Source organism: Photobacterium aquimaris (assembly GCF_002954455.1).
Taxonomy (GTDB): Bacteria; Pseudomonadota; Gammaproteobacteria; order Enterobacterales; family Vibrionaceae; genus Photobacterium; species Photobacterium aquimaris.
The window spans coordinates 2,357,614-2,373,211 of the sequence record NZ_MSCC01000001.1 but is presented as its reverse complement, the minus strand read 5'-3'; the positions used below and the strand labels follow the sequence as shown (position 1 = coordinate 2,373,211).

Annotated in this window: 14 protein-coding genes and 1 tRNA gene; 5 read left to right on the top strand and 10 right to left on the bottom strand. The window is 42.9% G+C overall.

The window, feature by feature from the left end:
* Positions 1 to 37 precede the first annotated feature (37 nt).
* On the bottom strand, positions 38 to 646 hold the full coding sequence (locus BTN98_RS10480; protein ID WP_060998263.1) for a TetR/AcrR family transcriptional regulator: 609 nt from the start codon (positions 644 to 646) through the stop codon (positions 38 to 40).
* A gap of 220 nt (positions 647 to 866) precedes the next feature.
* Between BTN98_RS10480 and hpt the strand changes: the two genes are divergently transcribed.
* Positions 867 to 1,400 (top strand): hypoxanthine phosphoribosyltransferase, encoded by a 534-nt coding sequence (hpt, locus tag BTN98_RS10475; protein ID WP_060998262.1) that lies wholly within the window; start codon positions 867 to 869, stop codon positions 1,398 to 1,400.
* A gap of 47 nt (positions 1,401 to 1,447) precedes the next feature.
* On the opposite strand, the gene can is transcribed toward hpt, so the two are convergent.
* Entirely contained in the window at positions 1,448 to 2,131 is a 684-nt protein-coding gene (can, locus tag BTN98_RS10470) for a carbonate dehydratase (RefSeq protein ID WP_060998261.1), read from the bottom strand.
* 118 nt (positions 2,132 to 2,249) lie between these two features.
* Here can and BTN98_RS10465 point away from each other — a divergent pair, with 118 nt between their 5' ends.
* The gene (locus BTN98_RS10465; protein WP_060998260.1) at positions 2,250 to 3,164 is read left to right on the top strand and encodes an ABC transporter ATP-binding protein; all 915 of its coding nucleotides are present in this window, start codon (positions 2,250 to 2,252) and stop codon (positions 3,162 to 3,164) included.
* Positions 3,165 to 3,183: 19 nt separating this feature from the next.
* Positions 3,184 to 3,954, top strand: coding sequence for an ABC transporter permease (locus tag BTN98_RS10460; RefSeq protein ID WP_060998259.1), 771 nt, complete (start codon positions 3,184 to 3,186; stop codon positions 3,952 to 3,954).
* A gap of 81 nt (positions 3,955 to 4,035) precedes the next feature.
* On the opposite strand, the gene panC is transcribed toward BTN98_RS10460, so the two are convergent.
* From panC to sfsA, 7 genes are all read right to left on the bottom strand, one after another.
* Entirely contained in the window at positions 4,036 to 4,929 is an 894-nt protein-coding gene (panC, locus tag BTN98_RS10455; RefSeq protein WP_060998258.1) for a pantoate--beta-alanine ligase, read from the bottom strand.
* A gap of 10 nt (positions 4,930 to 4,939) precedes the next feature.
* Positions 4,940 to 5,734 carry a 3-methyl-2-oxobutanoate hydroxymethyltransferase gene (gene panB, locus BTN98_RS10450; RefSeq protein WP_060998257.1) on the bottom strand — a complete coding sequence of 265 codons (795 nt, stop codon included), beginning with the start codon at positions 5,732 to 5,734 and terminating at the stop codon, positions 4,940 to 4,942.
* 24 nt (positions 5,735 to 5,758) lie between these two features.
* Entirely contained in the window at positions 5,759 to 6,244 is a 486-nt protein-coding gene (gene folK, locus BTN98_RS10445; RefSeq protein ID WP_060998256.1) for a 2-amino-4-hydroxy-6-hydroxymethyldihydropteridine diphosphokinase, read from the bottom strand.
* Positions 6,241 to 7,674, bottom strand: a complete 1,434-nt coding sequence (pcnB, locus tag BTN98_RS10440) for a polynucleotide adenylyltransferase PcnB (RefSeq protein ID WP_082732153.1) — start codon at positions 7,672 to 7,674, stop codon at positions 6,241 to 6,243. The genes folK and pcnB overlap by 4 nt, the downstream gene beginning before the upstream one ends.
* 54 nt (positions 7,675 to 7,728) lie before the next feature.
* Complete coding sequence (gene gluQRS / locus BTN98_RS10435) at positions 7,729 to 8,613, bottom strand: tRNA glutamyl-Q(34) synthetase GluQRS (RefSeq protein WP_060998255.1); 885 nt, start codon at positions 8,611 to 8,613, stop codon at positions 7,729 to 7,731.
* A gap of 321 nt (positions 8,614 to 8,934) precedes the next feature.
* Complete coding sequence (gene dksA, locus BTN98_RS10430; protein ID WP_036793256.1) at positions 8,935 to 9,384, bottom strand: RNA polymerase-binding protein DksA; 450 nt, start codon at positions 9,382 to 9,384, stop codon at positions 8,935 to 8,937.
* A 129-nt stretch (positions 9,385 to 9,513) separates the two neighbouring features.
* A complete protein-coding gene (gene sfsA / locus BTN98_RS10425) occupies positions 9,514 to 10,227 on the bottom strand; it encodes a DNA/RNA nuclease SfsA (RefSeq protein WP_060998254.1) in 714 nt (237 codons plus the stop codon).
* A gap of 91 nt (positions 10,228 to 10,318) precedes the next feature.
* On the opposite strand from sfsA, the gene hrpB reads away from it, so the two are divergent.
* Positions 10,319 to 12,811 carry an ATP-dependent helicase HrpB gene (hrpB, locus tag BTN98_RS10420; protein ID WP_060998253.1) on the top strand — a complete coding sequence of 831 codons (2,493 nt, stop codon included), beginning with the start codon at positions 10,319 to 10,321 and terminating at the stop codon, positions 12,809 to 12,811.
* A gap of 127 nt (positions 12,812 to 12,938) precedes the next feature.
* Positions 12,939 to 15,365, top strand: coding sequence for a penicillin-binding protein 1B (gene mrcB, locus BTN98_RS10415; RefSeq protein ID WP_412779386.1), 2,427 nt, complete (start codon positions 12,939 to 12,941; stop codon positions 15,363 to 15,365).
* A gap of 115 nt (positions 15,366 to 15,480) precedes the next feature.
* On the opposite strand, the gene BTN98_RS10410 is transcribed toward mrcB, so the two are convergent.
* Positions 15,481 to 15,556 (bottom strand) — tRNA-Thr (locus BTN98_RS10410).
* Positions 15,557 to 15,598 lie beyond the last annotated feature (42 nt).

The following is a 15,598-nucleotide window of genomic DNA, read 5'->3' as shown; positions in this document are numbered from 1 at the left end:
TTAACACTAAGCCTTGCGGGTTTTAATTGGCACTAAATTAGTTTTTTGGGGTTAACACTTGCAGATAAATTTGCGCTTGTTCGCGTAAAATATCTTGATCAGGATGCTGGTTAGCCTGCATGTAAATCACATAACACATGCCATGAAGCATTTTAGCTAAGTTCTCAGGGGTTCGATTTGAAACAATTTCATTATTATCAATTGCTTGAATAAATATCTGCTGTACTTGCTTAAGATTTTTTTGGTTGCTTTCGATAAATTGTGGCCATACATCTTCGCGAACTGATGTACTCCATTCAAACCACACTTTGATCCAATCTTGTTGCTCTAATACCGCATCAATTAAGTTATTGCTGATACAAGTTAAACGCGCATGTAAGGCTTTATTTGGTGCCCCAATACATTCTGTCAGTAATTCATTAAATTGGGTCGCAACTTCCATTAATACTTGCTCAACTAATTCTTCTCGAGTTGGAAAGTAATTAAACACCGTTGCTACTGAGACATTTGCCATTTCTGCAATATCAGCGTGACCTGCGCGGCCAATACCACGCCAAGAAAAAACTTCAATTGAATAATCAAGTAACTGTTGCTTGCGCTTTTCTGGTGATAAGCGTGTGCGTGGTTTTTTAGTAATCGTATCCATAATTATTAATTCCCTAGCCGTATTTATAATAATGATGTTTATTTCTTATACATAAACCCTACAGCAGCAACTGAGTGTATTCAAACTGAACTATCAATAAGTGTTTCGAATTTTGGACACTATTGATTAAATAACGCTTAAGATGAATGAATGCTACAATAATGACCTTTGGAATATATCGCCTCAGTCGAATAACGCAGCCGCGTTGATGGAGAATAAAATGAAGCACACTATCGAAGTAATGATTTCTGAACAGGATGTTCAGGAACGTATCAAAGAGCTAGGAAAGCAGATCACAGAGCATTATAAAGACTCTACAGATTTAGTTATGGTCGGCTTACTGCGTGGCTCATTTGTCTTTATGGCAGATTTAGCACGTGCGATTGAGATCCCTCATGAAGTTGATTTCATGACAGCATCAAGCTACGGCAATACTATGCATAGTAGCCGCGATGTTCGTATTCTAAAAGATTTGGATGACGATATTAAAGGTAAAGATGTGTTGTTGGTAGAAGACATTATCGATACTGGTAATACGCTAAGTAAAGTGTGTGAGATTCTATCGCTACGTGAACCTAAATCAATCAGCATCTGTACGTTATTAGATAAGCCAGAACGTCGTGAAGTGGATGTGAAGGTTGATTGGTACGGCTTTATTATTCCTGATGAATTCGTGGTTGGTGTGGGTATCGATTACGCACAAAAATACCGTCATTTACCGTTTATTGGTAAAGTTATTCCAGACGCAGAATAACAATCAAAAAAGCGGCCACCTTATGGTGGCCGCTTTTTTTATGGCTGTTATTTATTGTTTTCTAGCTGCTGTAATTGTTGTTCAAGCGGCGGCAATAATGATGACATTGCTGCTTGATAAGCAACTTCAAGGCTTTCACGACTAGTAGCAGTAACGCCAAGATCTTTTAAAATGCCATTGCTGGTACCATAAATCCAACCGTGAATTTTAACTTCTTGGCCACGCTCCCATGCTTGTTGCATGATAGTAGAATTGCCGAGATGGTAAACTTGTGAAGCGACGTTAATCTCACATAATTTATCATCCCACTTTTCACGTGGTAGGCTACCAAGGTCTGAGCGATGTTTTAGATACAGATCGCGAATATGTAATAACCAATTATTAATAAGACCGAGTGGTGGATTTTCTATTGCCGCAGTCACACCACCACAGCCATAGTGGCCACAAATGATGATATGTTTAACTTTCAGTACATCAACTGCATACTGAACCACAGATAAACAGTTTAAGTCGGTATGAATAACTTGGTTAGCTACATTACGGTGTACGAACAATTCACCAGAGGTTAAACCGGTAAGACGTTCCGCTGGCACGCGACTGTCAGAACAGCCGATCCAAAGATATTGTGGATGTTGCGCTTCTGCAAGGTGAGAGAAAAACTCTGGATCTTCATCCTTAATGTTCTCTGACCATGAGAGGTTGTTTGCAAAGAGCTGCTTTATATCTGCCATGATAATACCTTATATTAATATGTTCCTTACTATACACAAGCTGCGCTGATAGCAAATCGGATTAGTTGTTAGCGTTTTGTCACTAGCCTATAAATATTTAACAGAAAGATTGCATATAATGAATGCTTTAGAAATAAAAAATGTAAGTAAAACTTACAAAGGCGGCGTCAAGGCGCTGAAAAATATGAGCCTTAATGTCGAGCAAGGTGATTTTTTTGCGTTGCTAGGCCCTAATGGTGCGGGTAAATCGACTACTATCGGCATTATCAGCTCGTTAGTCAATAAAACCTCAGGTTCAGTCAGTATTTTTGGCTATGACCTTGATACTCAAAAGGTGGATGCTAAAAATCAACTTGGCTTAGTGCCGCAAGAATTTAACTTTAATCCGTTTGAAACCGTAGAGCAGATTGTGGTTAACCAAGCTGGTTTTTATGGGGTTGAACGCCCACTGGCAAAACAGCGTGCTGAAAAATATTTAACCCAGTTAGATTTGTGGGGCAAGCGTCATGATCGTGCGCGTAATCTTTCTGGTGGTATGAAGCGCCGTTTAATGATTGCACGCGCATTAATGCATGAACCAAAATTATTGATTTTAGATGAGCCAACCGCTGGAGTTGATATTGAATTACGGCGTTCGATGTGGACATTTTTGCAGCGTATCAATCAAGAAGGGGTGACCATTATTTTAACCACTCACTATCTTGAAGAAGCGGAAATGTTGTGTCGAAATATTGGCATTATTAATCATGGTGAATTAGTTGAGCATACCTCAATGAAAGCATTATTGAGCCAACTTGAATTAGAAACCTTTATTTTAGATATTGATACTACAGCAGTAACACCGACGTTGGATATTGGGTCATGTCGCTTAATTGATAGCACGACTTTAGAAGTGGATCTTAACAAAGGTGATGACTTAAACCGTGTCTTTAGTGCGCTAACAGCCCAAGGGGTGATGGTGCGTTCAATGCGAAATAAAAGTAATCGTTTAGAAGAATTGTTTGTTAACTTAGTCAACAAAGATCAAGCATAGTCGTGGTGGATAATTATAAATGAAAAGACAATATTGGATTGCATTCAAAAGTTTAATTACTAAAGAGATCCACCGTTTTACACGGATCTGGGTGCAAACATTGGTTCCGCCTGCGATCACTATGACGCTGTATTTTATTATCTTTGGTAATCTAATTGGTAAGCGTATTGGGGATATGGAAGGCTTTAGTTACATGGAATATATTGTGCCCGGATTGATCATGATGTCGGTGATCACCAACTCTTATTCCAATGTTGCTTCCTCCTTTTTTAGTGCTAAATTTCAACATAATATCGAAGAGTTATTAGTCGCTCCAGTGCCTAACTATATTATTATTGCTGGCTATGTTGGCGGTGGTGTATTACGCGGGCTAGGGGTTGGTTTGATAGTATCTGTAGTATCACTACTATTTGTGTCACTCAATATTGCTCATTTGTGGGTGATTGTTGCGACGGTAGTAATGACCTCAATTGTGTTCTCACTGGGTGGATTAATTAACGCTATTTTTGCGCGTACTTTTGATGATATTAGTATTATTCCAACCTTTGTTCTAACACCTTTAACTTACTTAGGTGGCGTGTTTTATTCGATTAATTTGCTACCAGAAGTGTGGCAAATGGTGTCAAAGGTTAACCCGATTGTGTATATGGTTAACGCTTTCCGCTATGGTTTTCTTGGGGTGTCTGATGTTGGTATTGGGACATCGTTTGCAGTATTAAGTGTGTTTGTTATTGCGCTTTATAGTGTGGCTTATTATTTGATTTCGCGTGGTATTGGTTTGCGTTCATAAGCGTTATTCCAATAGCAACAGTTAAAAAAATACCGCGCGTTAATAACTAACGAGCGGTATTTTTTAGTCGACGTTTAGCAATTAATTTGCTTCAGCGACTTCTTCTTCAACCGTTACAGCAGGAGATAAATCTACTACTTGATTGTCGATTAAACGTGCTTTACCTAACTGAGCAGACATCAGAATAACGGCTTGTTGAGTGGTGTCAGTAATCGGTAATAAAGTCACAGCATCGCGAATAAAGCTTTTATCGGGTTGCAGGCCTGCGGCACGTAATTGATCGTTAGCATCAACAATTAATTCGTCATAGTCACTACGACCACCACGCATTTGGCTGCTGATCCAACGCATTGTACGGGCTAAAACAGGTGCACGCTGGCGTTCATCAACGGTTAGATTACCATTGCGTGAACTCATGGCTAAGCCATCCATTTCGCGTACAGTTGGCACGCCAACAATCTTAATATCCATCGCTAAATCAATCACCATTTGACGAATAAGCGCCAATTGTTGGTAATCTTTTTCGCCAAAGCAAGCCACATCAGGCTGAACAATGTTAAACAGTTTATTGACGATGGTTGCGACGCCACGAAAGTGACCCGGACGTAATTCACCTTCTAAAATAGTCGATAATCCAGGCACGTCGATGAACGTTTGGTTGTTAAGACCGGCTGGATACATGATTTCTGGGGTTGGAGTAAAGACTACATCCACCATATTTTGTTGTTGTAATTTAGCAATATCTTGTTCAAGAGTACGAGGATAATTGGTTAAATCTTCTGCTTTCTCAAATTGCATTGGATTAACAAAAATACTCGCAACAACAACATCGGCATGCTTACGGGCTTTACGCATTAACGTAAGATGGCCTTCATGCAAGTTACCCATGGTTGGAACAAAGGCAATTCGACGACCAGCGCGGCGCCATGTCGTAATCTGCTCTCTTAGTTGGGCAATCTCGGCGAATGTTTGCATCTCTTATTCCTTATTCAAAGGTATGTTGAGACCCTGGAAATGCACCAGACTCAACATCTTCAATGTATTTAGTAACCGCAGCACGCATATCGCCAGTTTCTGCAAGGAAGTTCTTAGAGAACTTCGGCATATAGTTTGCAGAAATACCAAACATGTCGTGCATAACCAGTATTTGGCCATCAGTCGCATTACCCGCACCGATACCAATTACAGGCACATCCACCGCCTTGGTAATACGTTCAGCAAGGCTTGCTGGAACACATTCCAATACGATGATTTGGGCACCAGCTTTAGCGAGAGTAATGGCATCATTTACCATGGTCTCAGCTTGATCCAAATTGCGGCCTTGAACTTTATAACCGCCAAAAATATTGACAGATTGAGGGGTTAAACCAAGATGGGCACAGACAGGTACTGCACGTTGTGTCAGGGTTGAAATAGTTTCAGCAACCCAAGCGCCACCTTCGATTTTTACCATGTTAGCCCCGGCACGCATTAATTTTGCGGCATTTTCACACGCTTGTGCTGGGGTTGCGAAGGTCATGAATGGCATATCAGCCATTAGCAGCGAATTAGGGCTGCCTGCACGAACGCTACGGGTATGGTAGGCGATGTCATCAATGGTTACAGGTAGGGTGTCATTTCGGCCTTGGAGAACCATGCCTAATGAATCGCCTACTAACATAACCGGCATATTTTGTTGCTCAAATAATTGAGCAAAGCTTGCGTCATATGCTGTTACTGATGCAAATTTACGACCTTCTTGCTTCCATGACAGTAGATCGTTGATGGTGATTTTTTTCATAGCTTCTTCCTCGCCCTGATGAATTTATGCTTGCCAAATAGCTAAGCCATTACGGTTAACCTGAGTCAATAACGTGCGTAAAGAAGTGTGATCAGGTAAAACTAAATCAGGGTTAATTTCGGCAAGTGGATACAGTACGAACTCCCGTACCTTCATTCCATAGTGCGGCACAGTAAGGCGCTCGCACTGGTGTTGTAGATCACCATATAAAATAATATCGAGATCTAACGTCCTTGGACCCCAGCGTTCATCTTTGCGAACACGTCCTTGTTCGAGCTCAATTGCTTGAGTATGGTTGAGTAATTCAAGCGGAGCTAATGCAGTATCAATTGCGACAACCGCATTAATATAATCAGGTTGGTTTTGTGGTCCCATCGGAGTACTGCTGTACAACGAAGACACACTAACCACCTGACTATGTGGTAAATGTTGCAGTGCTTCAATGGCTGTTTTAGCTTGGGCGACGGGATCGCCCAAGTTACTGCCTATAGCTATATAAGCACGAATCATGATTTAACTTGTGGCTTTTTACGACGTGGTTGCTGTGGGCGACGACGACGTGGGCGGCGACTACCACCATCATTAATATGGGTTACCATTTGGCCGCGTTGGTTATAATCGGCGTTTTGGAACTCACTCCACCACTGAGCTAGCTCTTTGATGTCACTGCCTTCAAACAAGCTTCGCATTTCAAGGAAATCATAAGCGGCACGGAATTTAGGATGTTCCATGGTCTTAAATGCGCGTTTGCCACTGCGACGACTAAAGCGTAGCTGTTGCTGCCAAATGTCACGTACCGTGGTGGTATGGCGGCGTGGAATCGCAATTGAACGCACTTGCTCGTCCAAAATATCATTACTGGCAACCATGAAGGCATCATAGAATGATAAGCCACTTGCAAAAGAGACTTCTTCTGCGCGGATCATCATTGGATACCACAACATTGCAGCATAGATAAAGGCTGGATTTACTCGCTTATCTTCAGCAATACGTTTATCGGTCGAGGCTAGAATGTGCTCGATCATTTTTTCGGTTTTGCTGCTGTTATTCTCAGTAAAGTGATCCGATAGGATCGGGAATAACTGTTGGAATAAATTGTATTCACGCAGCATACGGTAGGTTTCTAAACCTTGACCGGATTGCAGTAATTTAAGACTTTCTTCAAACAAACGTGCTGCTGGAATATCTTGCATCAATATTGCCAGATCACGGATTGGTGCCGCTGTTACTGGTTCAATATCCATATCAAGCTTAACCGCAAAGCGAACCGCACGTAGCATACGTACTGGATCTTCGCGGTAACGGGTTTCTGGATCACCCATTAAGCGAACAACGCGGTTATTCAGATCTTCAATGCCTTGAGCATAGTCGGTTACGGTGAAATCTTTAACGCTGTAGTACAAGGCATTAATGGTAAAGTCACGACGTTCTGCATCTTCTTCGATGGTGCCGTAAACATTATCACGTAATAACATGCCTTCTTCACTGCGAGAAGAAATTTGCGGTTTTTGCTTATTGTCTTTCGGGGCTACAACTTGTGCTGGTGCATCAGAATGGTGGCCACGGAAAGTCGCAACTTCAATAATATCGCGCCCAAAAAGAATGTGCGCTAGACGGAAGCGGCGGCCGATTAAACGACAGTTACGAAACAGTTTTTTGATTTCTTCTGGTGTTGCATTGGTCGCAATATCGAAGTCTTTTGGCTGTTTGTGGAGCAATAAATCGCGGACGCCGCCACCAACAAGGTAAGCGTCGTAACCGGCTTTGTTTAGACGATATAGTACTTTCAGCGCATTTTCGCTGATATCTTTTCGTGAAATGCCGTGCTCTGGGCGTTGGTAAACTTGCAAAGTTTGTTCCTCTGGAACGCGAGTACTACTGTCGCGATTCAATACTTTACGGCAAAAGCTGGCTACTCGATTAAAGATAATACACCCCATATTGTGCACTTGGTTCAACAAACAGCCGTGTATGATATATCACGGCAGACTATTTTAGAATGCTAGTGTGATAGCAGTTGTCTTTGGTAGCTGTTTGAGCTGCCAATGAGTGATGCCCCACTGTAATATTTGTTCTACGCTTTCTGTGACAAGCTCTGTCGGTGGCGAAAAGCCTAAAAAGCATAGCGCTGCCATTAATGCTGGCCGAGGATTAAGTTTATCAATCGCTGGAGCATGGTTTTGTTTCGACAATTTATTACCATTGTCGGTAATGGCAAGCGGTAAGTGCAAATAACCAACTTCAGGATGTCCAAGTTGACGGTAAAGACCAATTTGACGCCCTGTAGGCTCAATTAAATCTGCACCACGAACAACTTCAGTGATCCCTTGTTCGATATCATCTAGCACTACAGCAAGATTATAAGCAAATAAACCATCGCGGCGATGAATAATAAAATCTTCATTCGCCAATGCTAATGGTAACTCGATACGACCATGTAACAGGTCATCGAAATGGGTTATTGGTGTGTCTACTTGTAATCGAACCGCACCATTATTGTGCCGTTGATTGAGGGTACGACAGGTACCGGGGTAAAAGCCGCCCGCTTGTTTAATGTCTTTTCGACTACACTGACAATAGTATGCCTTACCTTTAGCTAACCAAGCGTCAATTTGAGCCTGATAAGCATCATGGCGTAAGCTCTGATACATGATATCGCCATCCCACATGAAGCCAAACGCTTCAAGTGTACGCAGAATATCATCAGCAGCCCCAAGCATTTCGCGAGGTGGATCAAGATCTTCGATCCTAACGATCCATTTTCCTTGCTGAGATTTTGCTTGTAGGTAGCTACCAAGAGCAGCAATTAACGATCCGAAATGCAACGGCCCTGAAGGCGATGGTGCAAAGCGACCGACATATTGATTTGTGTTAGTCATACATTAATAAACGGTTATAAAATCCAAGTTGGTTATTATTGAACTTGGTACGGCAGCGTAAATGTCGCCCAGAGTCAGGGGTAGATATAACAAAATATATTCCCTCCAAACTGAATAATGCTCTCTAAAATGAGAACACTATTCAGTTTGGTGCCTATTTATCTATAACGCGAGATTATGATTAAACAGGCAGAGCTCGTGCGACATCGGTAAGTAAATAACCATAGGGTTAGTTACTGCGTGTTATTTTGAGCGCTAGTGTAAACGAAAGAGGGAGCTTACGCTCCCTCTAAAATTAGCTTAACCTGATAAAGGCGTAAATTAGCCAGCCATTTGCTTTTCTTTGATCTCTGCAAGTGTTTTACAGTCGATGCAAAGATCTGCGGTTGGACGAGCTTCAAGACGGCGAATACCAATCTCAACACCACAAGAGTCGCAGAAGCCAAAATCATCTTCTTCGATACGCTTAAGTGTCTTGTCAATTTTCTTGATCAGTTTTCGTTCGCGGTCACGGTTACGAAGTTCAAGGCTGAACTCTTCTTCTTGTGCGGCGCGATCCACTGGATCGGGGAAGTTAGCGGCTTCATCTTGCATGTGGTTTACAGTGCGATCAACTTCAACGCGAAGCTGGTTACGCCATGCTGATAGAATTTTATGGAAATGCTCTAATTGAGCTTCGCCCATGTATTCTTCGCCAGCTTTTTCCTGATAAGGTTCAACCCCAGCAATAGCCAGGATGCCTAGTGATTTTTTAACGTTGGTCTCTGGCATATAGCATCTCCTAATGTACCTAATAACCGTCACTGGTTAATTTTGGGCGGTATCTATACCAGAAAGGTTACGATGTGGCAATTACTGTATAACTTCAATTCTACGTCAATGTGAAGAAAACGGCATTTTTTATGTCAAATGCTGAAATTGTATACAGTCGGTAAGATTTATTTCGGTTGCATTAATGGTGGCGCGATAGCAAATAATCTCGACACCAGCGGTGATGGCTTGTTGTAATAATTGGGCATATTCAGCATCGATATGCTGTGCCACATCAACCTTTTTGATACCAGTATGTAACACTGCAAAAAATAGTATAGCGCGTGAGCCCAATTGTGCCATTTGAGTCAGCTCTCGTAGGTGTTTCTGACCACGAGTGGTGACGGCATCAGGAAAGTAACCTTGACCATTATCCGCTAATAAGGTCACGCTTTTTACTTCAATATAGCAGGCTGGGCGGGTTTGTGATTCAAGTAATAGATCGATACGGCTATTTTCATTACCGTATTTCACTTCAGTTCGTAACAGCTCATAACCACCGAGCTCTGGTATGCGTTGTTGTTCAATGGCTTCTTTAACAAGGTGATTGGCTTGAACGGTATTAACACAAATCCAATCATTAGCCGCAGTGTGTGCCAGTTGCCAACTATTCGGATATTTACGTTTTTTATTATCAGAAGTTGAATACCATACCGTAGTGCCAGGATCAGCACAGCCGGTCATGGCGCCGGTGTTAGCACAGTGAATCGTTCTAACCTCACCATCATTTAAAGTGACATCAGCTAAAAAGCGTTTATAGCGTTTAATTAAAGTGGCAGCTTGTAGCGGTGGATCAAACTTCATTATGACCTCGAGCATCGATTATTATTTTTAGTTGCGGGGTGGCTTTCGTTACAATGTGATTTCGTATTGATCATGACATAAGGTGGCACCATTGTCACAACTCCCAATTGATGAGGTTTTAGCAACCTTATTTAGCGCGTTAACTCACCATACCCAAGTGATATTAAAAGCACCACCGGGAGCCGGTAAATCAACGCGGTTGCCGTTGGCGCTATTAGATAAAGCCGTTATTCAAGGGCGAATTATCATGCTTGAACCACGACGGCTAGCGGCAAGAAACATTGCTGGGTATTTAGCGCAGCAATTGGGCGAGCGGGTTGGACAAACAGTTGGCTTACGAGTGCGAGGTGAAACGAAAGTCAGTTCGCAAACACGGCTAGAGATTGTCACTGAAGGTGTGATGACGCGAATGTTGCAGCATGATCCTGAACTTGCAGGCGTTGGGCTGATTATTTTTGATGAATTTCATGAACGCAGTATTCATGCAGATACCGCATTGGCATTAGCGATCGAAGTGCAACAAGCTCTGCGGGATGATCTGCAGTTATTAGTGATGTCTGCCACTCTAGATCAAACTGCTTTGGTGCAACTGTTACCAGAGGCTTATTATGTTGAATCTCAAGGGCGGTGTTTTCCGGTTGAATATCGCTATCAAGCAGTGAGTGATCCACGGGATGTGATTGAACAAATGGCGGTCGCGATTAATCAGTTGCTAACCATAGAATCAGGTTCGGTATTAGCCTTTTTACCCGGTGTTGGTGAAATTAAACGCTTGGCACAAGCATTAGCCACGCGTTTAACGCCAGCCAATAGCACTATTAATATTTGCCCGTTGTATGGCCAACTACCGATTGAGCAACAACAACAAGCGATTAATCCACCACCTGCTGGGCAGCGTAAAGTGGTATTAGCGACCAATATTGCTGAAACCAGCTTAACCATTGAAGGAATTCGATTGGTAGTGGATAGTGGTTTGGAACGGATCGCGTTGTGGGATCCTAAAACCGGAATCAGTCGCTTGCAACAAGTACGAATAGCCCAATCCTCGGCTGAACAACGTGCTGGGCGTGCTGGCCGTTTGGAGGCGGGTATTTGCTTGCGAATGTACAGTGAAGAGTCACTTCAACGTCAACCAACAACGCCGCAACCAGAAATCTTACGCAGTGATTTAACCGCGTTGGCGATGGATCTGGTTCAGTGGGGCTGTCATGATCCACAAGAGTTGCAGTGGTTAGATCTACCGCCAGCAATTGCTTTACAGCAGTCGCGGCAGTTATTACAGCAACTAGGTGCGATTGATGAACGTGGTCAACAAACGCCACGTGGTCAAGTGATGCAAACCTTAGGTGTCGATCCGCGTCATGGCGCAATACTCGCGTTTGCAAAACAAATGGCACACCAACAAGCCGATACCACTATTTTGACTACCGCTGCGATGCTGGTGGCATTACTCGAAGATCCACCACGTGGTATTGATAATCCTGATTTATCTTTTCAGCTGCATTTACTTGAAACTAAAAAACTGGCGAAAAATCATGCTTATGTGCAGCGTACTCAGCAACACCTTGCAGCTTTAGGCACGGCTAAAAATAGTGAGCTAAAGGTCAATAATTATTGGGCTGCGATAGTATTAGCGGTGGGTTTTTCAGATCGAATCGCGCAATCTCGTGCTGAAGATGGCCGTTATCAATTAGCCAATGGCCAAGGGGTAATGCTTGAGAGCAGCCAAGGATTAGCGAGTCAGTCTTTGTTGGTAGTGGCCGATGTGGTCAAAACGCGCCAAGGTGATAGTCGAATCTTCTCTGCGATCAGTGCTGATTTAAGCGGGTTACAACACGCATTGCCGGAATTATTTAATCAATGTGAGTGGCTTGACTGGGACGATAAAAAAGGCCGTTTAAGTGCCGAGCATCGTACTTATTGCGGTAAGTTAATTGTTGCACGTAGCCTTGCTGCCACTCCCGATGCCACGCTTGCCAGTGCAGCATTACTCAATGCAGTTAAGCGTAAAGGGTTGGCGGTATTAAATTGGACGCCAGCTGCGACACTGTTACTGACGCGTGGTCGTTGTGGCAACCAGTGGTTATCTGAGGCTGATTTTCCCGCATTAGATGAGGCTAGTTTATTAGCCAATGCTGAGCAATGGTTATTGCCATATCTCAATGGCATTACCACCTTAAAAGGGCTACAAAAAGTTAATCTAGTTGCAGCATTAGAGGCCTATCTCGGTTGGAATAAAAAACAACAGCTCGATCAATTATTGCCAACTCATTATCAAGTACCGACAGGTTCAAAAATTGCCATTCGTTATCAAGCCCAACAGCAACCTGTATTAGCGGTTAAGTTACAGGAAATGTTTGGTGAGCCAACCACGCCGACGATCGCTAACGGTAAAGTTGCTTTGGTGTTAGAGCTTTTATCGCCAGCACAACGACCGTTACAGATCACGCAAGATTTAGCTGGTTTTTGGCAAGGTTCGTATAAAGATGTCCAGAAAGAAATGAAGGGACGTTATCCCAAGCACCCTTGGCCAGATGATCCTGCGAATCATTGCCCAACCCGCAAAATTAAAAAATACCTTTAACGATGCTAAACAAGTTCGATACCTGTATATATAATCAGTTATAGTTGCTAAGATCTTAATACTGAATCATAACAGCAGAGCTCAATCATGGGCTTTGCTTACATACAGGAATGACGGTAGTTGATGCATTATGAGTAAGACGCCACAGCCCCCTAAACCACAGCAGAAGAAACCTGCCGCTGCACGCAAAAAGGCCGCTGTAAAACCAACTGCTAAAAAAGAGCCGGCAAAAAAAACAGCCTCGAAAAAAACTTCAGCTAAAAAAAGTACCACTAAAAAATCAGCGGTCTCTCATCCATGGCTACGTAAGCTGGGTAGTTTAGTGTTTAAAATGACCTTAGTGGTAGTCGCTATTTTATTAGTGATCGGTATTTATTTAGATACTGTGGTGCGTAATAAAATGGATGGCCCAATTTGGGATTTACCCTCAGTTGTCTATGGCCGAGTATTAACGTTACATCCAGGCCAAGCGATGACTATCAGTGATGTGCGACGTGAACTCGATGTATTGCAATATCATAAAGTGCGTAGTCCGCGAAAAATGGGAGAGTATTCAGCCTCTTCAACTCGCGTTGAGCTAATTCGACGTCCATTTAAGTTTGTCGATGATCCGCAACCACAACAGCATGTGATGCTAACGTTTGCTGGCAGTAAGCTGGCCTCGATCGTTGATGTCACCACTAACAGGCCATTAAAAACCCTCAAAATCGAACCTAAACTACTTGGTATGCTTGGGCTATCTGGTAATGAGCAACGGATTTTTATGGCGCGAGATCAATTTCCTCCATTGCTGATTGATGCGCTGTTAACCACTGAAGATCGTGATTTTTATGAGCATGATGGTGTGTCGCCATTAGCTATTCTACGAGCGATGGTAGTCAACCTTAAAGCGGGTCATACCGTTCAGGGTGGTAGTACCCTTACGCAACAATTGGCGAAAAATTTATTTTTAAGTCGTGAGCGCAGTTTGTGGCGTAAAGTCCGTGAAGCTTATATCGCGGTGATTATTGATCACCGTTATAGTAAAGATCGCGTGCTTGAAGCGTATTTAAATGAAATTTACCTCGGTCAAAACGGCGCTAAAGAAATACATGGTTTTCCATTGGCGGCACGATTCTATTTTGGGCGTCCATTAGAAGAGCTGCGAGTGGATCAATTGGCAATGCTAGTTGGAATGGTGAAAGGCCCATCGCAATTTAATCCTTGGCGTCATCCAGAGCGAACCCTTAAACGCCGTGACTTAGTATTGTCACTATTGGCTAAAAATAATTACCTAACGGAAGCTCAATATGAGCAGGCATTTTCTGAACCATTAGGGGTTCAAAAAAACGCGAAAATAGCCAGTCGTCAACCGGCGTATTTTCAGCAGTTACAACGTGAGTTACAACTAGACGTTGGTGATATCTACAAATCAGGTAAAGGACTGCGGATTTTCAGTACTCTTGATCCGTTATCTCAACAAGCGGCGGAAAAAACCATTGCAGCGATGGTGCCACGGTTAAATAAAAAAGCGGGGGTTAAAGTCGAGACTGCAATGGTGGTGGTTGATCGACAAGATGGTGCCGTACGTGCCCTTATTGGTGGTAGTCGTCCCGGCTATGCAGGCTTTAACCGTGCTCTTGATGCTAGTCGTCAAATTGGCTCATTGGCAAAGCCAGCTGTGTATTTGACCGCTCTTAATCAGCCGCAGAAGTTTAGTTTAGCCACCACGCTTAATGATCAAGCGATTGTATTAAAGGGCAGTAAAGGTACTTCATGGCGACCAAGAAACTATGATCGTAAGTTCCGCGGTCAAGTACCGCTCTATTATGCATTAGCGCATTCATTGAATGTGCCTACGGTGAATTTAGGCTTAAAGGTTGGGCTTAATAGCGTGATTAATACCATCGCTAAGTTAGGGGTTAATCGTGATCAAGTTCCACGCTTACCTTCAATATTATTAGGCGCATTTAGCTTGTCACCATTTGAAGTGGCGCAAATGTTCCAGAGTATTACTAATAATGGTCGTAAAGCGCCGTTATATAGCCTTGATGCGGTTGTTGATAGTCATGGGCGGGTGCTATATCAACATCACGCTCAGATTGAACAAGTCGTGCCTGAACAAGCAGCTTGGTTAACGACCTATGATATGAAAAAAGTTGTTAGCCAAGGAACCGCGCGTTTTCTACAAACTAAATTTAGTTCAGCGAAATTAGCCGGTAAAACAGGTACCACTGATAATAATCGTGATAGTTGGTTTGCTGGTGCTGATGGACGCGAAGTTGGCGTGGTGTGGGTTGGGCGTGATGATAACACGCCTGTGCGATTAACCGGCTCTAGCGGCGCGCTACGGGTTTATGCTGATTATCTTGCTCGTCGCCAACCATTACCATTAAATATCGGCTGGCCGCCTTATATCACCACGGTGAAGTATCAACGTACAGCTAATGGCAGTTTGCGATTTGATTGTAACGGCAACGTTGCTTTACCCGCATGGGATAAAAATGGTGACTTAAAGGCGAAGTGTCATGATAGTCAACCTGCGACATGGATAAAGCATATGTTTGCGGGATAATATGAGCCTTGGCGATTGATAATAGTGTGAAACGACAACTGTGAGGTTGTCGTTTTTTTCGTTCATTTTTTACAGACGAAAAAAAAGCCTCATCAAAGATGAGGCTTTCAAAAGATGGTGCCGACTACCGGAGTCGAACTGGTGACCTACTGATTACAAGTCAGTTGCTCTACCTACTGAGCTAAGTCGGCACACTAAATTCTTTTTGTATAACGTCAATGACGTTATTTTAT

Excerpts from the sequence above, each read along its gene's own strand:
- panB (WP_060998257.1), bottom strand. The coding sequence starts at position 5,734 with ATGAAAAAAATCACCATCAACGATCTACTGTCATGGAAGCAAGAAGGT.
- dksA (WP_036793256.1), bottom strand. The coding sequence starts at position 9,384 with ATGCCAGAGACCAACGTTAAAAAATCACTAGGCATCCTGGCTATTGCT.
- hpt (WP_060998262.1), top strand. The coding sequence starts at position 867 with ATGAAGCACACTATCGAAGTAATGATTTCTGAACAGGATGTTCAGGAA.
- BTN98_RS10465 (WP_060998260.1), top strand. The coding sequence starts at position 2,250 with ATGAATGCTTTAGAAATAAAAAATGTAAGTAAAACTTACAAAGGCGGC.
- BTN98_RS10460 (WP_060998259.1), top strand. The coding sequence starts at position 3,184 with ATGAAAAGACAATATTGGATTGCATTCAAAAGTTTAATTACTAAAGAG.
- sfsA (WP_060998254.1), bottom strand. The coding sequence starts at position 10,227 with ATGAAGTTTGATCCACCGCTACAAGCTGCCACTTTAATTAAACGCTAT.
- can (WP_060998261.1), bottom strand. The coding sequence starts at position 2,131 with ATGGCAGATATAAAGCAGCTCTTTGCAAACAACCTCTCATGGTCAGAG.
- panC (WP_060998258.1), bottom strand. The coding sequence starts at position 4,929 with ATGCAAACATTCGCCGAGATTGCCCAACTAAGAGAGCAGATTACGACA.
- gluQRS (WP_060998255.1), bottom strand. The coding sequence starts at position 8,613 with ATGACTAACACAAATCAATATGTCGGTCGCTTTGCACCATCGCCTTCA.
- BTN98_RS10480 (WP_060998263.1), bottom strand. The coding sequence starts at position 646 with ATGGATACGATTACTAAAAAACCACGCACACGCTTATCACCAGAAAAG.
- folK (WP_060998256.1), bottom strand. The coding sequence starts at position 6,244 with ATGATTCGTGCTTATATAGCTATAGGCAGTAACTTGGGCGATCCCGTC.
- pcnB (WP_082732153.1), bottom strand. The coding sequence starts at position 7,674 with ATGGGGTGTATTATCTTTAATCGAGTAGCCAGCTTTTGCCGTAAAGTA.